22 protein-coding genes are annotated in these 19,386 nt (G+C 31.4%); 21 read left to right on the top strand and 1 reads right to left on the bottom strand.

What is annotated here, in order from left to right; genetic code table 11:
• Positions 1-6: 6 nt before the first annotated feature.
• The 20 genes from greA to holA all read left to right on the top strand — a co-directional run bounded on the left by greA (position 7) and on the right by holA (position 16,857).
• The gene (greA, locus tag AC2D8K_RS01550; protein WP_002451829.1) at positions 7-483 is read left to right on the top strand and encodes a transcription elongation factor GreA; all 477 of its coding nucleotides are present in this window, start codon (positions 7-9) and stop codon (positions 481-483) included.
• 318 nt (positions 484-801) lie between these two features.
• Positions 802-1,533, top strand: coding sequence for a 5-oxoprolinase subunit PxpB (gene pxpB / locus AC2D8K_RS01545; RefSeq protein ID WP_002451830.1), 732 nt, complete (start codon positions 802-804; stop codon positions 1,531-1,533).
• Positions 1,523-2,527 carry a 5-oxoprolinase subunit C family protein gene (locus AC2D8K_RS01540; RefSeq protein ID WP_002451831.1) on the top strand — a complete coding sequence of 335 codons (1,005 nt, stop codon included), beginning with the start codon at positions 1,523-1,525 and terminating at the stop codon, positions 2,525-2,527. Before pxpB ends, AC2D8K_RS01540 begins: the two co-directional genes overlap by 11 nt.
• A 3-nt stretch (positions 2,528-2,530) precedes the next feature.
• Positions 2,531-2,977: an acetyl-CoA carboxylase biotin carboxyl carrier protein gene (locus AC2D8K_RS01535; RefSeq protein ID WP_002451832.1), complete on the top strand. Its 447-nt coding sequence runs from the start codon at positions 2,531-2,533 to the stop codon at positions 2,975-2,977.
• Positions 2,978-2,990: 13 nt separating this feature from the next.
• Positions 2,991-4,352 (top strand): acetyl-CoA carboxylase biotin carboxylase subunit, encoded by a 1,362-nt coding sequence (locus tag AC2D8K_RS01530; protein ID WP_002451833.1) that lies wholly within the window; start codon positions 2,991-2,993, stop codon positions 4,350-4,352.
• Positions 4,352-5,104 carry a 5-oxoprolinase subunit PxpA gene (gene pxpA, locus AC2D8K_RS01525; RefSeq protein ID WP_002451834.1) on the top strand — a complete coding sequence of 251 codons (753 nt, stop codon included), beginning with the start codon at positions 4,352-4,354 and terminating at the stop codon, positions 5,102-5,104. Before AC2D8K_RS01530 ends, pxpA begins: the two co-directional genes overlap by 1 nt.
• A gap of 11 nt (positions 5,105-5,115) precedes the next feature.
• Positions 5,116-6,351 carry an NRAMP family divalent metal transporter gene (locus AC2D8K_RS01520; protein ID WP_002451835.1) on the top strand — a complete coding sequence of 412 codons (1,236 nt, stop codon included), beginning with the start codon at positions 5,116-5,118 and terminating at the stop codon, positions 6,349-6,351.
• Between the two features lie 318 nt (positions 6,352-6,669).
• Positions 6,670-7,356: a 5'-methylthioadenosine/S-adenosylhomocysteine nucleosidase gene (gene mtnN, locus AC2D8K_RS01515; RefSeq protein ID WP_002451836.1), complete on the top strand. Its 687-nt coding sequence runs from the start codon at positions 6,670-6,672 to the stop codon at positions 7,354-7,356.
• Positions 7,357-7,380: 24 nt separating this feature from the next.
• Entirely contained in the window at positions 7,381-7,908 is a 528-nt protein-coding gene (locus tag AC2D8K_RS01510; protein WP_002451837.1) for a YqeG family HAD IIIA-type phosphatase, read from the top strand.
• Positions 7,909-9,009 (top strand): ribosome biogenesis GTPase YqeH, encoded by a 1,101-nt coding sequence (gene yqeH, locus AC2D8K_RS01505; RefSeq protein ID WP_002451838.1) that lies wholly within the window; start codon positions 7,909-7,911, stop codon positions 9,007-9,009.
• An 11-nt stretch (positions 9,010-9,020) separates the two neighbouring features.
• The gene (gene aroE / locus AC2D8K_RS01500) at positions 9,021-9,830 is read left to right on the top strand and encodes a shikimate dehydrogenase (RefSeq protein WP_037552461.1); all 810 of its coding nucleotides are present in this window, start codon (positions 9,021-9,023) and stop codon (positions 9,828-9,830) included.
• Positions 9,830-10,120: a ribosome assembly RNA-binding protein YhbY gene (yhbY, locus tag AC2D8K_RS01495; RefSeq protein ID WP_002451840.1), complete on the top strand. Its 291-nt coding sequence runs from the start codon at positions 9,830-9,832 to the stop codon at positions 10,118-10,120. Before aroE ends, yhbY begins: the two co-directional genes overlap by 1 nt.
• Positions 10,117-10,692, top strand: coding sequence for a nicotinate-nucleotide adenylyltransferase (locus tag AC2D8K_RS01490; RefSeq protein ID WP_172852444.1), 576 nt, complete (start codon positions 10,117-10,119; stop codon positions 10,690-10,692). The genes yhbY and AC2D8K_RS01490 overlap by 4 nt, the downstream gene beginning before the upstream one ends.
• Positions 10,682-11,266, top strand: a complete 585-nt coding sequence (gene yqeK / locus AC2D8K_RS01485; protein ID WP_002451842.1) for a bis(5'-nucleosyl)-tetraphosphatase (symmetrical) YqeK — start codon at positions 10,682-10,684, stop codon at positions 11,264-11,266. Before AC2D8K_RS01490 ends, yqeK begins: the two co-directional genes overlap by 11 nt.
• Positions 11,267-11,620: a ribosome silencing factor gene (gene rsfS, locus AC2D8K_RS01480; RefSeq protein WP_002451843.1), complete on the top strand. Its 354-nt coding sequence runs from the start codon at positions 11,267-11,269 to the stop codon at positions 11,618-11,620.
• A gap of 2 nt (positions 11,621-11,622) precedes the next feature.
• On the top strand, positions 11,623-12,345 hold the full coding sequence (locus AC2D8K_RS01475) for a class I SAM-dependent DNA methyltransferase (RefSeq protein ID WP_002451844.1): 723 nt from the start codon (positions 11,623-11,625) through the stop codon (positions 12,343-12,345).
• Positions 12,346-12,445: 100 nt separating this feature from the next.
• Positions 12,446-13,075 (top strand): helix-hairpin-helix domain-containing protein, encoded by a 630-nt coding sequence (locus tag AC2D8K_RS01470; RefSeq protein WP_172852442.1) that lies wholly within the window; start codon positions 12,446-12,448, stop codon positions 13,073-13,075.
• An 84-nt stretch (positions 13,076-13,159) separates the two neighbouring features.
• A complete protein-coding gene (locus AC2D8K_RS01465) occupies positions 13,160-13,621 on the top strand; it encodes a ComE operon protein 2 (RefSeq protein ID WP_002451846.1) in 462 nt (153 codons plus the stop codon).
• A gap of 127 nt (positions 13,622-13,748) precedes the next feature.
• Entirely contained in the window at positions 13,749-15,812 is a 2,064-nt protein-coding gene (locus tag AC2D8K_RS01460) for a DNA internalization-related competence protein ComEC/Rec2 (protein WP_484697906.1), read from the top strand.
• A 70-nt stretch (positions 15,813-15,882) separates the two neighbouring features.
• A complete protein-coding gene (gene holA / locus AC2D8K_RS01455; protein ID WP_002451848.1) occupies positions 15,883-16,857 on the top strand; it encodes a DNA polymerase III subunit delta in 975 nt (324 codons plus the stop codon).
• Between the two features lie 74 nt (positions 16,858-16,931).
• On the opposite strand, the gene rpsT is transcribed toward holA, so the two are convergent.
• Positions 16,932-17,183 carry a 30S ribosomal protein S20 gene (rpsT, locus tag AC2D8K_RS01450; RefSeq protein WP_002451849.1) on the bottom strand — a complete coding sequence of 84 codons (252 nt, stop codon included), beginning with the start codon at positions 17,181-17,183 and terminating at the stop codon, positions 16,932-16,934.
• 331 nt (positions 17,184-17,514) lie between these two features.
• Here rpsT and lepA point away from each other — a divergent pair, with 331 nt between their 5' ends.
• A complete protein-coding gene (gene lepA, locus AC2D8K_RS01445; RefSeq protein ID WP_484697872.1) occupies positions 17,515-19,338 on the top strand; it encodes a translation elongation factor 4 in 1,824 nt (607 codons plus the stop codon).
• The last annotated feature ends 48 nt before the right edge of the window (positions 19,339-19,386 follow it).

Below are 19,386 nucleotides of genomic sequence, written 5' to 3'. Positions count from 1 at the left end.
GACATAATGGAAAATCAAAAACAGTATCCAATGACACAAGAAGGATTCGAAAAGTTAGAACAAGAATTAGAAGAATTAAAAACAGTTAAAAGACCAGAAGTTGTAGAAAAAATTAAGGTTGCACGTTCATTTGGTGACTTATCTGAGAACTCCGAATATGATGCAGCTAAAGATGAGCAAGGTTTTATTGAGCAAGATATACAACGTATTGAACATATGATTAGAAACGCTTTAATCATCGAAGATACTGGCGACAATAATACAGTTCAAATTGGTAAAACTGTAACTTTTGTAGAGTTACCAGGTGATGAAGAAGAAAGTTATCAGATTGTAGGTTCTGCTGAAGCAGACGCTTTCAAAGGTAAAATTTCAAATGAATCTCCAATGGCATCAGCATTAATCGGTAAATCATTAGATGATGAAGTTCGTGTACCATTACCAAATGGTGGCGAAATGAACGTTAAAATTGTTGATATTAAATAATTATAAGTATTGCAGGCATTGTTATCTTACAATGCCTGCTTTTTTAATAGAAAGAATTCCTAAGCTATATTTCGATTTTAGTATGAGCAATAGAAAATGACACAATAAATAGCGACAAATGAAATTGATTATGATTAAATAGAATATAGAAAATTTTGTATAAATTGTTTTATTGTTGAAACGAGCAAATTTTTGTGTATCATGACAAATTGGTTATTAACAATAATTCGAATTACTTATTAAACATATATACAATGAAAATGATACAATAGAATGGTACAACAACTAAGTCCTATAAAAAGGGGAGGAATTGGTAAGTTGGAAACAAGATTGATTAATGAACAATCACTAATGATTTATTTTGAAAATGAAATTAGTGAAAATACATATGAAAAAGTTAATAAGACAGTACAATATATTCAGAATCAAAAGCACAAGGATATTATTGATATTGTCCCGTCTTACAGAGCCATTCTAATCACATTCGATAATATGAATATCGATGGCACTGAATTAATTGAAAATTTAGAACTCAGTCAAATTTCAGACACAAAACTTAATAATCAAAATCAACGTAAGATAATTACCATACCAGTTGTATATGGTGGAGATTTTGGTCCAGATTTAGATGAAGTTGCGTCTTACAATAATTTGTCAAATGACGAAGTGATAGATATACACACACAACAAGCTTATTTGATTTATATGCTAGGCTTTATGCCAGGTTTCCCATATTTAGGTGGATTAGATAAGCGCATTCATACACCACGTCGTTCTGAACCAAGAGTTAAGATTGACGCTGGCTCAGTAGGTATTGCTAATAATCAAACAGGCTTATATCCATTAGATTCGCCTGGAGGTTGGCAAATCATTGGACGAACACCATTAAAAGTTTTTGATTTAAACAGAGATCCAATGACGATTTATGAGGCTGGTGATTACATTCAATTTAAGGCAATAACACAAGATGAATATGACCAAATTGTATCAGATATTAATAATGAACATTTTGACATAGATAAGTGGGTGACTTACGAAAATGAGTATTAAAATTTTGAAACCAGGTTTATTTACTACGGTTCAAGATATTGGTCGTAAAGGTTATATGAACGTTGGGTTTTCAGAGGCAGGTGCACTTGATCTAAATCATTATCAAATTGCATCTCATCTCATTGGTAATGATGGCCCAGCACTGGAATTTACAATTATTGGCCCATCGATTCAGTTTCTAAAAGAGAATTCATTTACCATTGCAGGTGGTCGTTTCAATGCGTTACTCAATGGTGAAGCTATTGAATCTCAAATTATATACGGTGTGAAGCCAGGTGATATATTAGAGATTGGTAATGCCATAAAAGGTGCTAGAGGGTATATTACCTTTGGACAACCTTTAGATATACCAATCATTGCAGACAGTTATTCAACACACACAAGAAGTAATATGGGTGGTTATAAAGGTCGGTCATTGAAGAAAGATGATATTATTCAAACAAATGATGACCCTTCGTATAAGAATAACATTGGGCGTGCATCACAAATTAATCTTGCCAATAAAGATAATGTGATACACATCATTGAAGGACCACAGATTGAATCATTCTCTGAAGATGCTAAAGCAAAGTTAACAGATAATGAATATGTTATTTCAGAGATGTCTGATCGTATGGGTTTCCGTCTTAAAGGAGAAAATATTGCACCTGAAGAAAGTGCAGATATCATTTCAGAGCCTGTAGCATTAGGTAGTATTCAAGTACCGAATGATGGTAACCCTATCATTTTACTAAATGATAAACAGACTGTTGGTGGTTATACAAAAATTGCTACGGTTACACAATTAGGATTAAATCAATTAGTCCAATTTCAACCAGGAGAATCTATTCGATTTAAGTGGATATCTGTAGAAGATGCTATAAATGAATCAAAGCAATTTAATAAACAATTCCAAGAAGAATTAAAAAAAATAAAAAGTCAGCCGCTATATGACATGAAAAATATGAGAAGAACATCTAGAAAATTAGCGAATCTGATGAAAGGAGAATTTTAACAAATGAATACCAAAAAAATAGAAGAGATTATTAAATTAGTAAAAGCAAATGATGTTAAAAAATTTAAATATAAAGATTTTGAGAATGAAATAGAGTTAGATTTCACAGAAGGTCAAGTTATTTCACAAGCGCCTTCCGTTTCACAAGGTCCAAGCAGTACTTCAAATAATAATGCTCAACAAGATTCACAAAGTACTGATACTCAAAATGAAGAGAATGCTATTAAATCACCTATGGTTGGCACGTTCTTTTTACAAGATAGTAAAGAATTAACTGAACCACAAATTAAAGTTGGAGACAAAATTGAAAAAGGTGACGTTATAGGTTTTATTGAGGCAATGAAAGTAATGAATGAAGTGACGAGTGATATTGCTGGAGAAGTGGCTAATATTGCTGTAGAACATGGTACAAATGTTGAATATGACCAAGTATTAGTGACTTTGAAGTAAGGAGGCTTACATAATGTATCGATGTTTAATTGCAAACAGAGGGGAAATTGCTGTAAGGATTATTCGTGCCTGTAGAGAAATGGGTATCGAAACCGTAGCAATTTATGCTAAAGGAGATGAAGATAGTCTCCATGTAGGGTTAGCAGATCAAGCTATATGTATTGGTGAAGCGAACCCTCTTGATAGCTATTTAAATATTCCAAGAATAATTGGAGCCGCTGAGGTAAGTGGTGCAAACGCTATACACCCAGGGTATGGTTTTTTATCAGAATCCACTTCATTTGCTGAAGCTGTTGAAGATAATAATATTCATTTTATAGGACCTAATAAAACTACTATGGAAATGATGGGAGATAAAATAACAGCTAGACAAACAGTAGATGGCGCTGGTGTACCAGTGATACCTGGATCTACCGACGAAGTAAAATCAGTAGAGGAAATTGAAGAACTTGCTAAAGATATCGGTTTTCCTGTCGTATTAAAAGCCGCTAGTGGTGGCGGTGGAAAAGGTATACGAATTGTTAAAGAACCAGAACAATTAGCTAAGGCATTTAAAGAAGCAAAAAGTGAAGGTCAAAAATATTTCAACGATGATCGTGTATATGTTGAAGCATTTATACCAGTAGCCAAACATGTTGAAGTACAAATTATTGGCGATGGTAAAGATAACTTTGTGCATTTAGGTGAACGTGACTGCTCAGTACAAAGAAAGAATCAAAAATTAATTGAAGAATCTCCATGTGCCGCACTTACGGAAGAAAGACGAGAACGAATTTGTGAAGATGCAGTTAAAGTAGCAAAAGCATCACAGTACAGAAGTGCAGGAACAATTGAATTTTTAGTTACTGAAGATGCACATTATTTTATTGAAATGAATGCTAGAATTCAAGTCGAACATACAGTAACCGAAATGCGTGCGGATAGAGATTTATTAGTCGCACAACTATATTTACTACAACATGATGAGTTACCGTTTAAACAAGAAGATATCCAATTTAATGGTCACGTCATTGAAGCTAGAATAAATGCTGAAAATCCGGAAAAACAATTCCAACCTACACCAGGTAAAGTTAACGGTTTGCATCTACCACAAGGTTTTAATGTAAGAGTAGATTCACTTCTTTATCCAGGCTATAAGGTTTCACCTTACTATGACTCATTAGTAGCCAAAGTAATTGTTAAAGGGTCAGATAGAAGTAGTGCAATCCAAAAATTAAAAGTGACGTTAGATGAAATGGTTATTGATGGCTTTACAACGACAGCGGATTTCCTATATGCAGTACTCAATTATCCTGCTTATGCCGATGGAGATGCCAGAAATGTTGATATAAAATTCCTTGAAAAACATCAAATTATTAAAGGGGTGACTTTATAATGCAAGTCGATTTAAATTGTGACTTAGGTGAAGCATTTGGTAACTATTCTTTTGGTGGAGATAAAGACATACTACCATTAATCACATCAGCCAATATCGCGTGTGGATTTCATGCTGGAGATGCCAATGTGATGAACGAAACAATACAATTAGCAAAAAAACACAACATAGGCATTGGTGCACATCCTGGGTTACCTGATCTACAAGGTTTTGGTCGCCGTAAATTAGATATGTCACCTGAAGAAATATATAACATCGTAGTTTACCAACTTGGGGCGCTAAATGGCTTTTGTCAAATTCATGATGTGAAGATGAATCATGTAAAACCACATGGGGCACTGTATCAAATGGGCGCCAAAGATAAGACGATTGCAAGTGCAATTGCACAAGCAGTATATGACTTTGATAAAACATTGGTATTTGTTGGTTTAGCTAATACATTACTCATTTCAGAAGCTGAAAAAATAGGTTTAAAAACTGCATCTGAGGTTTTTGCTGATCGTCGATATGAAGATGACGGACAACTCGTTAGTCGTAAAGAACCTGATGCTGTAATATCCGACTCTGAGGAAGCATTAAATCAAGTTATTAAAATGGTAACAGAAAATAAAGTTGTATCTAAAAACAATAAAGAAATCACACTTCAAGCAGATACGATATGTGTACACGGTGATGGCGCACATGCATTAGAATTTGTAACTAAAATTAGGGAAAAATTAACGAAAGAAGGCATTGATATTCAATCCTTATAGGGGGTTCTAACATGGGAGAAAAATTAACATCAAACAATAATGGGAAAGCAACATTCACTAGAAATCATAAAAGATTATTGCTAGGATCAGTCTTTTTAATGGCAACGTCAGCAATCGGACCTGCCTTTTTAACTCAAACAGCAGTATTTACTGCACAATTTTATGCTAGTTTCGCGTTTGCGATTTTAATTTCTATATTAATAGATATAGGTGCACAAATTAATATCTGGAGAGTTCTTGTAGTTACTGGCTTAAGAGGACAAGAGGTATCCAATAAAATTGTTCCTGGGCTTGGAACAGTTATCTCTGTTTTAATTGCATTCGGTGGATTAGCATTTAATATTGGTAATATTGCCGGTGCAGGTCTTGGGTTAAACGCTATGTTTGGTATAGATGTAAAATGGGGTGCAGCGATTACTGCTATCTTTTCAATTTTGATTTTTGTTAGTAAAAGTGGTCAAAAAATTATGGATGTAGTATCTATGATTTTAGGTGTCATTATGATATTGATCGTCGCATATGTCATGGTTGTATCTAATCCACCATATGGAGATGCTTTGGTACACACCTTTGCACCTGAACATCCAATCAAATTAATTTTACCTATTATTACATTAGTGGGTGGAACAGTTGGCGGATATATAACATTTGCTGGAGCTCACAGAATTTTGGATTCTGGTATCAAAGGTAAAGAATTTTTACCATTTGTTAACCATTCAGCCATTGCAGGTATTTTAACTACGGGTGTTATGCGTACATTACTATTCCTAGCAGTATTAGGTGTTGTTGTAACAGGAGTAACGCTTAGTTCTGAAAATCCACCAGCATCAGTGTTCGAACATGCTATAGGACCTATTGGTAAAAATATATTTGGTGTGGTGATTTTTGCAGCAGCAATGTCTTCAGTAATTGGTTCAGCCTATACTAGTGCGACTTTCTTAAAAACGATGCACAAATCACTCTTTAATAAGAATAATTTAATTGTTATCACATTTATTGTTATTTCAACAATTATTTTCTTATTCATCGGTAAACCTGTAAGCTTACTTATTATCGCAGGTGTGATTAATGGTTGGATCTTGCCAATTACACTTTCTGTCATTTTAATTGCAAGTAGAAAAAAATCGATTGTTGGTGATTATAAACACCCAACATGGATGCTAATATTCGGTATTGTAGCTGTAATCGTTACAATTTTAACTGGTATCTTTTCACTACAAGATTTAGCAAGTTTATGGAAAGGTTAAATCATAGTTTTAATTTAATAAAATAATAATAATTAAAGGGCGTTAATACATTGAGGTCCTGATAAAAGTAAATAGGATTATAGATAATTTACAATCCAATGTTAAGAGATTAACTTTGTAATGTTATTATATAATTCTAGTTTCGAAGAACTGTTTTGATTCAGTTCAAGTGGTTAATTACTTTTTCATATTTCCTCATTGTATTAGCGCTTTATTTTTAATAGTACATAGTGATTTTAATACTCGTAGTGTCGTTGAAATTATGAAAATGTGATAGAATAACTAATGCTAGTATAATATAAGTAAGGTGGGACAATAATGATTGGTATTATTGGTGCAATGGAAGAAGAAGTTGCCATTTTAAAAGATAAATTAGTGAATTTAAGTGAAATTACAGTTGCACATGTTAAATTTTATACAGGGCAACTTAATCATAAAGAGGTTGTCATTACTCAAAGCGGTATAGGTAAAGTCAATGCAGCAATATCAACTACATTACTCATCGAAAAATTTAATCCTAAATTCATTATCAATACAGGTTCTGCTGGTGCATTAGATGAAAGCCTAGAAATTGGAGATGTATTAATCAGTAATGATGTGACTTATCACGATGCTGATGCGACTGCATTTGGATATGCATTAGGAGAAATTCCACAAATGCCTGAAAAATATGAAGCTAATCAACAATTATTAAAAGAAACTGTTGAAGTGGTACAACAACAACATTTAAATGCTAAAACAGGATTGATAGTGAGTGGCGATAGCTTCATAGGTAGTGCAGAACAACGTAAATTAATAAAATCTCGTTTTGCAGACGCTATGGCTGTTGAAATGGAAGCAACAGCAATTGCACAAGTATGTTATCAATTTAAAGTTCCTTTTATAATCACAAGAGCGGTATCTGATTTAGCAAATGGTGAAGCGGATATGACTTTTGAGGAATTTTTAGGTAAGGCTGCAGTTTCTTCAAGTGAAATGGTAGAATTATTAGTAAAAAAATTATAATAAATGAATAAAGGTGACAGACTAATGGGTATTATTAAACATTATTTTATGCCTAATGCATATCTTAAATCAGCTTTCGAAATTAATATCGATAAATTAGCAGATACAGGTGTAAAAGGTATTATTACAGATTTAGATAACACACTAGTAGGTTGGGATGTTGTTGCGCCTACTGAACAAATAAAACAGTGGTTCAAAGAAGCGAGAGAAAAAGGGATTCAAATTACGATCGTTTCAAATAATAATGAACAACGTGTTGGTGAATTTTCAAAAGATTTAAATGTAGATTTTATTTGTAAAGCAAGAAAACCAATGGGTAAAGCATTTAAAAAAGCAATTAAACAAATGAATATAAAGCCGAATGAAACTGTTGTCATTGGTGATCAAATGTTAACTGACGTTTTCGGTGGTAATCGTAATGGTTTATATACAATTATGGTAGTACCTGTTAAAAGAACAGATGGATTTATCACTAAATTTAATCGACTTATTGAAAGAAGATTGTTAAATCACTTTAGAAAAAAAGGTTATATCAAGTGGGAGGAAAATTGATTGAGTGAAGAATTAAAATGTATTGGTTGTGGAGCGCCTTTGCAATCTGAGGATAAGAATGCACCTGGTTATGTTCCAGAACACAATTTATTTAGAGAAGATGTTATCTGTAAACGATGTTTTCGTCTGAAAAATTATAATGAAGTTCAAGATGTGGGCATGGATAGTGAAGACTTCTTAAATTTACTAACAGGTTTGTCTGACAAAAGTGGCATAGTAGTAAATGTAGTTGATGTTTTTGATTTTGAGGGTTCATTTATCAATGCCATTAAACGAATTGTAGGTAATAAAAAAATCATCTTAGTTGCTAACAAAATGGATTTACTACCTAAACAGATTAATCACCGTCGCGTAAAAGAGTGGTTGAAACGCGCCGCTAAAAAATATGGACTTGAAGCGGAAGATGTAGTACTTATTTCTGCAGAAAAAGGGCAAGGCATCGAAGACTTATTAGATTCAATCAATAAGTATCGTGATCAAGAAGATGTATATATTGTCGGTACAACTAATGTAGGTAAATCCACATTAATAAATAAACTTATAGAACTAAGTGTGGGTGAAAAAGATGTTGTTACAACATCAAGATTCCCAGGTACTACATTAGATATGATTGATATACCTTTAGATGAAAAATCCTTTATGTTTGATACGCCAGGAATAATACAATCTCATCAAATGACTCATTTTGTAACTGAAAAAGAATTAAAATTAGTTATGCCTAAAAAAGAAATTAAACAACGTGTATATCAATTAAATGAAGGCCAAACTCTGTTCTTTGGTGGTTTAGCACGAATCGATTATGTCTCAGGCGGGAAAAGACCTTTAGTATGTTTCTTCTCTAATGAACTAAATATACATCGAACTAAAACGGAAAAAGCAAATGAATTATGGAAGAATCATATAGGTGATTTATTAACACCACCGCATGATCCTAGCCAATTTAATATGAGTGAAATGAAAGCTGTTCGTTTAGAAACTGGTAAAGAGAAAAGAGATGTAATGATTTCTGGTTTAGGCTTTATAACGATTGATTCTGGTGCAAAAGTGATTGTTAGAGTCCCTAAAAATGTAGATGTCATCTTAAGAAATTCAATATTATAGGAGGGATGAACGTGAAATTTGCAGTAATTGGAGATCCAATTTCACATTCTTTATCACCGCTAATGCATAATAAAAATTTTGAGTCGTTAGATTTAAAATACACTTATGAAGCAGTTAACATTTCAATTGAAGATTTTGATCATATCAAAGAGATTATTGAAGGTAAAAGTTTAGATGGTTTTAATATCACTATTCCACATAAAGAACGTATTATACCTTATTTAGATGAAATTGATCATCAGTCATCATCTGTTGGTGCAGTAAATACTGTATTAATTCGTGACGGTAAATGGATAGGTTATAATACAGATGGGATAGGCTATGTTACGGGCTTAAGACAAGTATACAATGATTTAGAAAATGCTTATATTTTAATATTAGGTGCTGGTGGTGCTAGTAAAGGTATAGCGAATGAACTCAATAAGTTTGTTCAACCTAAACTAACTGTAGCCAATCGTACGATGAAACGTTTTGAGTCATGGGATCTAGATGTCAATCAAATTTCACTCGACCAAGCGGAATCACATTTGGATGAGTTTGATATTATTATCAATACTACTCCTGCAGGAATGGATAATAATCAAGATATCCCCATTGATTTAAAATACTTAAACCCAGAAACTTTAGTGAGTGATATTGTATATATACCTTATAAAACGCCTATTTTAATAGCAGCAGAGAAAAAAGGTAATCCAATATATAATGGATTAGATATGTTTGTATATCAAGGGGCAGAAAGTTTTAAAATATGGACTGGATTACAAGCTGATATCAAGACAATGAAAAATTCAGTTTTAAACGAACTAAAAGGAGTTAAATAATGTTAACAGGAAAACAAAAGAGATATTTACGTAGTTTAGCACACAATACTGATCCCACTTTCCAAATTGGTAAAGGTGGTATTAATGAAAATATGGTAAATCAAATTGATGAAACACTTGAAAAACGTGAGCTAATTAAAATACATGTTTTACAAAATAATTTTGATGATAAAAATGAACTTGCGACTACATTAGGAGAAGCTACAAACAGTGAAGTTGTTCAAGTAATCGGGTCTATGATTGTTTTATATAGAGAATCACAGGAAAATAAAGAAATCACGCTACCATAATGTCAAAAAAAATAGTTTTGTATGGTGGACAATTCAACCCGATTCATACTGCTCACATGATGGTAGCAAGTGAAGTCTTTCATAAAATTAAACCTGATGAGTTTTATTTTTTACCTAGTTATATGGCGCCTTTGAAAGACCACAAAGATTTCTTGGAAGCTCCACAACGTCTTAATATGATTGAACTAGCCATTGATACACTGGGTTTTGGTAAAATTAGTTATGAAGAGTTAGAAAGAAAAGGACAAAGTTATACGTATGATACACTTTTATCTCTAACACATTCACAACCCGATTCAGAATTTTATTTCATAATAGGTACAGACCAATATAATCAATTGGATCGTTGGTATAACATTGATGAATTAAAACAATTGATTACGTTTATTGTTGTTAACAGAGAAAAAGAAGTACAACATGTTGAGGATGATATGATATCTATTACAATTCCACGTATGGACATTAGTTCATCAATGATTCGAGAACGTATTAAATCAAAACAATCTATTCAAATATTAGTTCCTCAAAGTGTTGAGCATTATATTCGAGAGGAAGGGTTATATGAAAATTGAAAATGCTAAGGAATTAGTTAAAGAAAAATTACCTGAAAAACGATATAAACATTCACTTAGAGTAGCCGAAACAGCTGTAAAACTAGCAGAAATATATGATGGAGATAAAGATAAAGCAGAGTTAGCCGGTGTCTTACATGACTACTGTAAATATGATGATTTGAGTACAATGTATCAAGTGGTTAGACAATATGAATTAGAAACTGATTTATTAAGCTATGGTGGCGAAATTCTCCATGGTCCTGTTTGTTCTGCAATAATGGAAAACGATTTTGATGTTAAAGATGAGGAAGTGCTGTTAGCAATCAAATATCACACTACTGGTCGTCAACAAATGACTAAAACAGAGAAATTAGTATTTATTGCTGATTATATTGAACCAGGGCGTAAAACCCCAGGAGTTGAAGAAATAAGAGATATGGCATACAATCAAGGTAGCTTAGATAAAACAATTTACGAAATTTCTAAGCGAACAGTGTTATTTTTAATTCAAAAAGATATTACGGTTTATGGCGCTACGATTGCTTGTTTAAATTATTATAATTATAGTGATGAAAGAATAAAGGATGATTAAATGAACTCAGACAAATTGTTAAATATTGCTGTAGATGCAGCAGAAAACAAAAAAGCAGAAGATATTATTTCTCTTAATATGCAAGGTATTAGTGATATGACAGATTACTTTGTGGTTTGTCATGGAAACAATGAACGCCAAGTTCAATCGATTGCAAAGGCTGTAAAAGAAGCAGTTCATGAACAAGATATTGATGTGAAACGTATGGAAGGCTATCAAGACGCAAGATGGATTCTTCTCGACTTAGCTAATGTAGTTGTACATATTTTCCATAAAGACGAGCGTCCTTATTATAATATTGAGAAATTATATCAAGATGCACCAATTGAATCATACGGTCAGGTTGTTCACTAATTATGTCTCAATATGAAGAAATGAGCCTAGTGTATGATCAACTAACTCAAGATCAACCTTATCATTTATGGTTCGATATAGTTCAATATTATGCACACAATCATCCCAATATACTAGATATAGGTTGTGGAACAGGCACACTTACATGCATGTTAAATGAATTAGGTCATATCAATGGTATGGATATTAGTGCTGATATGTTGGCAATCGCTTCTCAAAAGTCTAATCAAATAACTTGGATAGAGGGCGATATGACTCGCTTTAAATTAGACTACCAATTTGATATCATAACTATATTTTGTGACTCTTTAAACTATTTACCTACTATTGAAGATGTTGAAAATACTTTCATACATGTTCATTCTCATTTGAACAAGGGAGGATTATTAATCTTTGATGTTCATACTGTAGAAAAAATGAACACGCTATTTAATAATCAAAGTTATATCGACGAAACTGAACATGTATATTTAGGTTGGGATGCAATTAAAGGTGATGAACCTTTAAGCGTATATCATCAAATGTCCTTCTTTATTGAACATGAGGATGGATTATATCAACGATTTGATGAAGAACATTACCAAAGAACATTTGAAAAAGATGTATATTTAAATTTATTGGAACAATGTGGTTTCAACGTAATTAAAACGTTTACTGATTTTGATATGAATAATGAAATTGAACAAGCAGATCGCTTATTTTTTGTAGCTCAAAAACAATTTTAAATAAAGTAAAATCACTCTAGCATACGTTAATTAGTATGAAAGGGTGATTTTTTTGCATTCTAAATTCAATCAAGTTAAATCATATTTGAGTGATCAAAAAATGTATTTTATCATGGGTGCACTCTTCATATTTTTGATGATATTTTATGTTATGAATTCAAATCAATCGGAAGATAAATCAGCTTATATAGAATCTACAACACACAATTATGCTGATAAAGACAATCAAAATGAGAAAAATGGAAATAAAACAACTCCGACTAGTCAAGAAGTAGGAAAAAAAGATAACCAAATTATATATGTAGATATCAAAGGTGCAGTGAAACATCCTAATGTATATAAAATGAATAGTTCAGATAGGATGATCGATATACTGAATAAAGCGCAATTATTAAAAACCGCCGACACAAAGCAACTCAATTTTTCAGAAAAACTCATAGACCAAAAGCTAATATACGTACCTGAAAAAGGGGAAAACAGTGTTCAGCAAGTACAAAGTCAATCTAATCAATTTAATGGTACTGGTAATGTAGATAAAGCACCTATAAATTTAAATTTAGCCACAGAAGAACAATTAATGAAAGTACCTGGCATTGGGCCATCTAAAGCAAAAGAAATCATCGAATATAAAAATCAAAAAGGTTCATTTAATAGCATTGATGATTTGAAAAATATCAAAGGTTTTGGTTCAAAAACATTTGAAAAACTTAAAGAATATTTTACCGTATAATGATAAATGCATTTGCAATATCATTTTAAAATGATTAAGCTATAATTACTATTTTTATTATGTACGATGGAGGCAAAGAACATCATGGAGAGAATTAAATGGGAAGAATACTTTATGGCACAAAGCCACTTGTTAGCCTTAAGATCAACTTGTCAAAGATTATCAGTTGGCGCAACTATTGTGAAAGATAATCGTATTATCGCGGGAGGCTACAATGGTTCAGTTGCTGGTGAAGTTCATTGTATAGATGAAGGTTGTTTAATTGAAGATGGACATTGTATTCGTACAATACATGCTGAAATGAATGCATTACTACAATGTGCAAAGCAAGGTGTTTCAACAGAAGGTGCAACAATTTATGTTACACATTTTCCGTGTTTAAATTGCACTAAATCAATTATTCAGGCTGGTATTAAAACTATCTACTATGCTGAAGATTACCATAATCATGAATATGCTATGAAGTTATTAGATCAATCGGGCATAGAGTATAAAAAAATACCATTTTCACCTGAATATGTAGCTCAGTATTTAACACAAGGCTAAATCATTGTTTTATATTGCACTATCTTGTTTAGTAGGGATTCTATGGTTATCTAACCGTATACTCTCTACTTTTATATTATGTTGTCTACTGTTTATACTCATGCGTAAAAATTTATTGAAACGATACGTGTTGAGTGTATTGATATTCTTTATACTAAGTATGGTTATATCAAACACATCAAATGATAAAAAAGACAAAGAAGAACGACATTTAAATAAAAATAGATACATCATTGATATGGTATCTATAATTAAGTTAAATAAAGGATTGGAATCATATAAGGGTATTCTTAACTGGAAAGGAAACGAATATAAGTTTTTATACAAAGTTAAAGATATTAATAAACCCATGAGTATTGAAAATCAAACATGTTTAATCAAAGGTGAATTCTCATTAAACAATACTTCTCAACCATACATATTTATTAGACAAATCGATTTGAGTAGTTGTCAATCCAACAAACGTTTTTCTTTTATGACGAATTATCAAAGTTATATTCGTGAGCAAATGCAAAACTCTCATAATATTTATTTTGATAGAATGTTAGCCTTGATATCTGGAGATACTAGTTCTTTAAATCCAATGTTTATAGAAGATGTAAAGGAAATTGGTATCTATCATTTACTTGCAGTAAGTGGTTCACACGTAGCAGCATTGATTTACTTGGTATATCAAATTTTTGTTAGATTCAATACACCCACTATTATCATTAAATTAGTACTTCTTACACTTTTACCGCTTTATGCTTTATATACCGATTTTGCTCCAAGTGCAGTTAGAGCTATTTTAGCTGCTATTATTTTACTTTTACTCCCCAAATCATTAAAAATAAATCCACTTGAATTATTGTCTATTGTTTTTATTTTAATGTTTTTTATTAATCCTCAAATAATCTACGATATTGGATTTCAATTTTCATTTCTCATTTCATTATTTCTAATTATTTCATCGCCGTTATTAAAACATTTAACTGGATTAAAACTTATCGTTGCAGTTACATTTATTGCACAACTAGGTGCCTTACTCATAAGTATTTATCATTTTAATCAAATCCAATGGATTGGCTTAATTTCTAATTTAGTTTTTGTACCATTTTATAGTTTTTTAATATTTCCTTTATCTATTCTTTTCTTTGTCTTATCACATTTTACAATTCATTTAGATATCTTAAATTCTGTTATTGCTGCTATTTTTAATTTCCATGATGATTTAGTATCTATATTTTTAAAGTTAAAGTATCTAAGAATTTTTGTGCCAGAACTTAGTTCAAATAGCTTGTTATTGATTTTGATATTCACATTTCTGTCTTTGTATTTATTTGTTAAAAAGCATTTTTTTAAAGCGACATTTGTTATCAGTATGGGTATTCTCATTATCATTCATTATACTAGTGATAACGAAGGGCAGTTAACAATGTTTGATGTTGGTCAAGGTGACAGCGTATTATTCCAAACTGATAGTAAACAAAATATTATGATTGATACTGGAGGTAAACGAGCAGAAAATCATAAGCTACCTAACTTTAATATTTCGAAATACAAAACGATACCAAGTTTAAAATCAAAAGGCGTTTCTAAAGTCGATTATCTTATAATATCTCATCCCCATCTCGATCACATGGGTGAATTGCCTTATTTAGCATCTCACATTAATATAAAGAACATTGTGTTATTAAAAGACAGTTTTTCTAAAGCAGAATTGTATAATATAGAAAAAATTTGTAAATCCAATCGTATTAATTTAATAGATGTTAATAAGTTACATACACTTACTTTAAAAAAAGCAACCCTTCGTTTTATGGATACGTATATAAAAGATAGTGATGATAAAAATGAACAATCTATTGTTATCCTTATATCATATAAACATAAAAAAATATTGCTAACAGGTGACATGAGTATTAAAAATGAAGAATTGCTTTTACAACGTTATCAATTACCTAGGATAGATATATTAAAAGTGGCACACCATGGAAGTAAAACAAGTAGTTCACATAATTTAATTAAATTAATAAAACCAAAAATCAGTCTCATATTGAGTGGAAAAGGTAATAAATATAAACTACCTAATCAAGAAGTGATTCAACGATTACAAGGATTTGGGAGTAAAGTATTGGATACACAAGTGAATGGAGAAATAACAGTTAAATTGAATTCGAATTTAACGATTACTACGAATCAACCTAACTAAATGACTAGAGGTTCATTAATATATCATGATATAATTTCTTAATGTGAACTAATTTGAAAGGGTGTAATATATGTCTGATAATATCGTTACGGTATACGGAGAAGTGGCAGACCTAGTTGAGAAAAAAAGTTCGGAAATAATCAATAAATACTTACAGACAGAAAAAGATGACTTTAATTTCATAAAGTTTAATTTATACGAAACAGAAATTACACCAATCATTGAAGAAACTTTGACTATGCCGTTTTTTTCAGACAAAAAGGCAATTTTAGTTAAGAACGCTTACGTATTTACTGGAGAAAAAGTAACTAAAGAATTAAATCAAAATACTGACCAATTAATGGAGTTTCTCGAGAAATATGATGGTGATAATCTTATCATATTTGAAGTTTACCAAAATAAATTAGATGAACGAAAGAAACTGACTAAAACACTTAAAAAAAATGGTCAACTTAAAAAAGTTGAGCAGATGTCTGAAGAGGAAATAAAAAAATGGATACAATCTAAACTTAACGAGAATTTTAAAGATATTAAGCAAGATGCACTTAATATGTTTATTGAATTAACTGGTGTTAATTTTAATATCGTCTCTCAAGAATTAGATAAGCTAATGTTATTTTTAGGTGATAGACCTACAATTAATAAAGATGATGTTAACCAAATTATTAATCGTAGTTTAGAACAAAATGTATTTCTATTAACTGAATATATTCAAAAGCGCCAAAAAAACAAAGCTATTCAATTAGTTAAAGATTTAATAAACATGAAAGAAGAACCAATTAAATTACTAGCTCTTGTTACAAGTAACTATAGATTGTATTATCAATGCAAAATTTTAAGTCAAAAAGGCTATAGCGGACAACAAATCGCAAAAACAGTAAATGTTCATCCATATAGGGTTAAGTTAGCATTAGGTCAGGTTCGTCACTATCAATTGGAAGATCTTTTGAATACCATTGATTCTTGTGCTGAAACAGATTATAAACTGAAATCTTCGTATATGGATAAACAACTTATATTAGAATTATTTATTTTATCGTTATAAATAGATGTATTAATACTTAGATACAAAAATAAAAGCTAGTTCGACCAAACAGGCGAACTAGCTTTTATTTATTATTATTTGTTAGCGCTCATCAATTGTGATTTTACGCGATCAGCTTTGTTTGAGTGGATTAAGTTGCTTTGAGCAGCTTTATCTAATTGCTTAATTGCAAAGCTTACTAATTCATTTTTGTTATCGGCATTTGTCTCAATAGCTGATTTCGCACGTTTAACTGCTGTACGCATAGTATTTTTCTTAGAAATATTACGCTCTTCAGCTGTTTGAGTTGTTTTAACACGTTTAACTGCAGATTTAATGTTTGGCATTACTGTCACCTCCTAAAAGTGAACTAACTTATCAAATTAATTTTATTTGATTACAACAAGAAATATTTTATCAAATGTACTACCTTTGTGCAATCATTTATTTAATACGTATATTAATGAATGAATATCACATTATAGTATTGGAATTAAGTTCGTAACACTTTATAATAAAGTATGCATTAATAATACTTAAACCAATATAAGTATTAGTTTATCAAAGTAATTGATTTATTTAAACGTTTAATTGGAAGTTTGCATTTGCAATTTAAAAACGTTATCATATCAAAGATATACAAATACGGGTTACTAATATGAAAGTGAGAAGGATACAATGGATAAGCAAGAACGTTTTAATAGAAGAGAGAAAATTAGAAATTTCTCCATTATTGCTCATATAGACCACGGTAAATCTACTCTAGCAGATAGAATCCTTGAAAATACCAAATCAGTTGAAACAAGAGATATGCAAGATCAATTGTTAGACTCAATGGATTTAGAAAGAGAACGTGGTATTACAATCAAATTAAATGCTGTACGTTTAAAATACGAAGCTAAAGATGGAGAAACATATACATTCCACTTAATTGATACACCAGGACACGTCGATTTTACATATGAAGTATCTCGTTCATTAGCAGCATGTGAAGGAGCTATTTTAGTTGTAGATGCCGCACAAGGTATAGAAGCACAAACTTTAGCTAATGTTTATTTAGCTTTAGATAATAATTTAGAGCTATTACCTGTAGTTAATAAAATTGACTTGCCAGCTGCTGAACCTGACAGAGTTAAACAAGAATTAGAAGATGTTATTGGTTTAGATCAAGACGATGTTGTACTTGCTAGTGCCAAATCTAATATCGGTATTGAAAAAATTCTTGAAAAGATTGTTGAGGTTGTACCAGCACCAGATGGTGATCCAGATGCACCACTGAAAGCTTTAATTTTCGACTCTGAATATGATCCTTATAGAGGCGTTATTTCATCTATCCGAGTAATAGATGGGGTAGTAAAAGCTGGCGATAAGATTAAAATGATGGCTACCGGTAAAGAGTTTGATGTTACTAAGGTCGGAATTAATACTCCTAAGCAATTATCTGTTGATGAATTAACTGTTGGCGATGTTGGTTATATTATTGCTAGTATTAAAAACGTAGATGATTCACGTGTCGGTGATACAATTACACTTGCGAATCGACCTGCAGAACAACCATTACAAGGGTATAAAAAAATGAACCCAATGGTTTATTGTGGACTCTTTCCAATCGATAATAAAAATTATAATGATTTACGTGAAGCACTTGAAAAACTACAATTAAATGATGCTTCATTAGAATTCGAACCTGAGTCATCTCAAGCACTTGGATTTGGTTATAGAACTGGATTTTTAGGTATGTTACACATGGAAATAATTCAAGAAAGAATCGAAAGAGAATTTGGAATTGAATTGATTGCGACAGCACCATCAGTAATTTACCAATGTATCTTAAAAGATGGATCAGAAGTTACAGTAGATAACCCAGCGCAAATGCCTGAACGTGATAGAATCGAAAAAATATACGAACCGTACGTTCGTGCAACTATGATGGTGCCGAACGATTATGTTGGTGCCGTTATGGAGCTATGTCAACGTAAGCGTGGACAATTCGTTAATATGGACTATTTAGATGACATTCGAGTTAACATTGTCTATGAAATTCCACTATCTGAAGTAGTATTTGATTTCTTTGATCAACTTAAATCCAATACAAAAGGGTATGCTTCATTTGACTATGAATTCATTGAAAATAAAGAAAGTGACCTAGTTAAAATGGACATATTGCTTAATGGTGAAAAAGTAGATGCATTAAGCTTCATAGTGCATAAAGAATTTGCTTACGATCGAGGAAAAGCATTAGTTGAAAAACTTAAAACATTAATCCCAAGACAGCAATTTGAAGTTCCAGTACAAGCAGCTATTGGTCAAAAAATTGTTGCACGAACAAATATTAAATCTATGGGTAAAAATGTACTTTCTAAATGTTATGGTGGAGATATTAGCCGTAAACGTAAATTATTAGAAAAACAAAAAGCTGGTAAAGCAAAAATGAAAGCTGTAGGTAACGTAGAAATTCCACAAGATGCATTCCTTGCAGTACTAAAAATGGACGAAGAATAATTTTGAAATAGTAATACACTTATTTAAATGTGTGTTAGATATAAAAGC

Source organism: Staphylococcus sp. 510 (assembly GCF_057219715.1).
The sequence above is the reverse complement of the archived record's forward strand: the minus strand, read 5'-3'. Positions and strand labels throughout refer to the sequence as shown.

Excerpts from the sequence above, each read along its gene's own strand:
- AC2D8K_RS01540 (WP_002451831.1), top strand. The coding sequence starts at position 1,523 with ATGAGTATTAAAATTTTGAAACCAGGTTTATTTACTACGGTTCAAGAT.
- AC2D8K_RS01530 (WP_002451833.1), top strand. The coding sequence starts at position 2,991 with ATGTATCGATGTTTAATTGCAAACAGAGGGGAAATTGCTGTAAGGATT.
- AC2D8K_RS01520 (WP_002451835.1), top strand. The coding sequence starts at position 5,116 with ATGGGAGAAAAATTAACATCAAACAATAATGGGAAAGCAACATTCACT.
- greA (WP_002451829.1), top strand. The coding sequence starts at position 7 with ATGGAAAATCAAAAACAGTATCCAATGACACAAGAAGGATTCGAAAAG.
- holA (WP_002451848.1), top strand. The coding sequence starts at position 15,883 with ATGTCTGATAATATCGTTACGGTATACGGAGAAGTGGCAGACCTAGTT.
- yqeK (WP_002451842.1), top strand. The coding sequence starts at position 10,682 with ATGAAAATTGAAAATGCTAAGGAATTAGTTAAAGAAAAATTACCTGAA.
- rpsT (WP_002451849.1), bottom strand. The coding sequence starts at position 17,183 with ATGCCAAACATTAAATCTGCAGTTAAACGTGTTAAAACAACTCAAACA.
- AC2D8K_RS01475 (WP_002451844.1), top strand. The coding sequence starts at position 11,623 with ATGTCTCAATATGAAGAAATGAGCCTAGTGTATGATCAACTAACTCAA.
- yhbY (WP_002451840.1), top strand. The coding sequence starts at position 9,830 with ATGTTAACAGGAAAACAAAAGAGATATTTACGTAGTTTAGCACACAAT.
- AC2D8K_RS01510 (WP_002451837.1), top strand. The coding sequence starts at position 7,381 with ATGGGTATTATTAAACATTATTTTATGCCTAATGCATATCTTAAATCA.
- AC2D8K_RS01470 (WP_172852442.1), top strand. The coding sequence starts at position 12,446 with ATGTATTTTATCATGGGTGCACTCTTCATATTTTTGATGATATTTTAT.
- AC2D8K_RS01465 (WP_002451846.1), top strand. The coding sequence starts at position 13,160 with ATGGAGAGAATTAAATGGGAAGAATACTTTATGGCACAAAGCCACTTG.
- AC2D8K_RS01535 (WP_002451832.1), top strand. The coding sequence starts at position 2,531 with ATGAATACCAAAAAAATAGAAGAGATTATTAAATTAGTAAAAGCAAAT.
- rsfS (WP_002451843.1), top strand. The coding sequence starts at position 11,267 with ATGAACTCAGACAAATTGTTAAATATTGCTGTAGATGCAGCAGAAAAC.
- mtnN (WP_002451836.1), top strand. The coding sequence starts at position 6,670 with ATGATTGGTATTATTGGTGCAATGGAAGAAGAAGTTGCCATTTTAAAA.
- lepA (WP_484697872.1), top strand. The coding sequence starts at position 17,515 with ATGGATAAGCAAGAACGTTTTAATAGAAGAGAGAAAATTAGAAATTTC.
- pxpA (WP_002451834.1), top strand. The coding sequence starts at position 4,352 with ATGCAAGTCGATTTAAATTGTGACTTAGGTGAAGCATTTGGTAACTAT.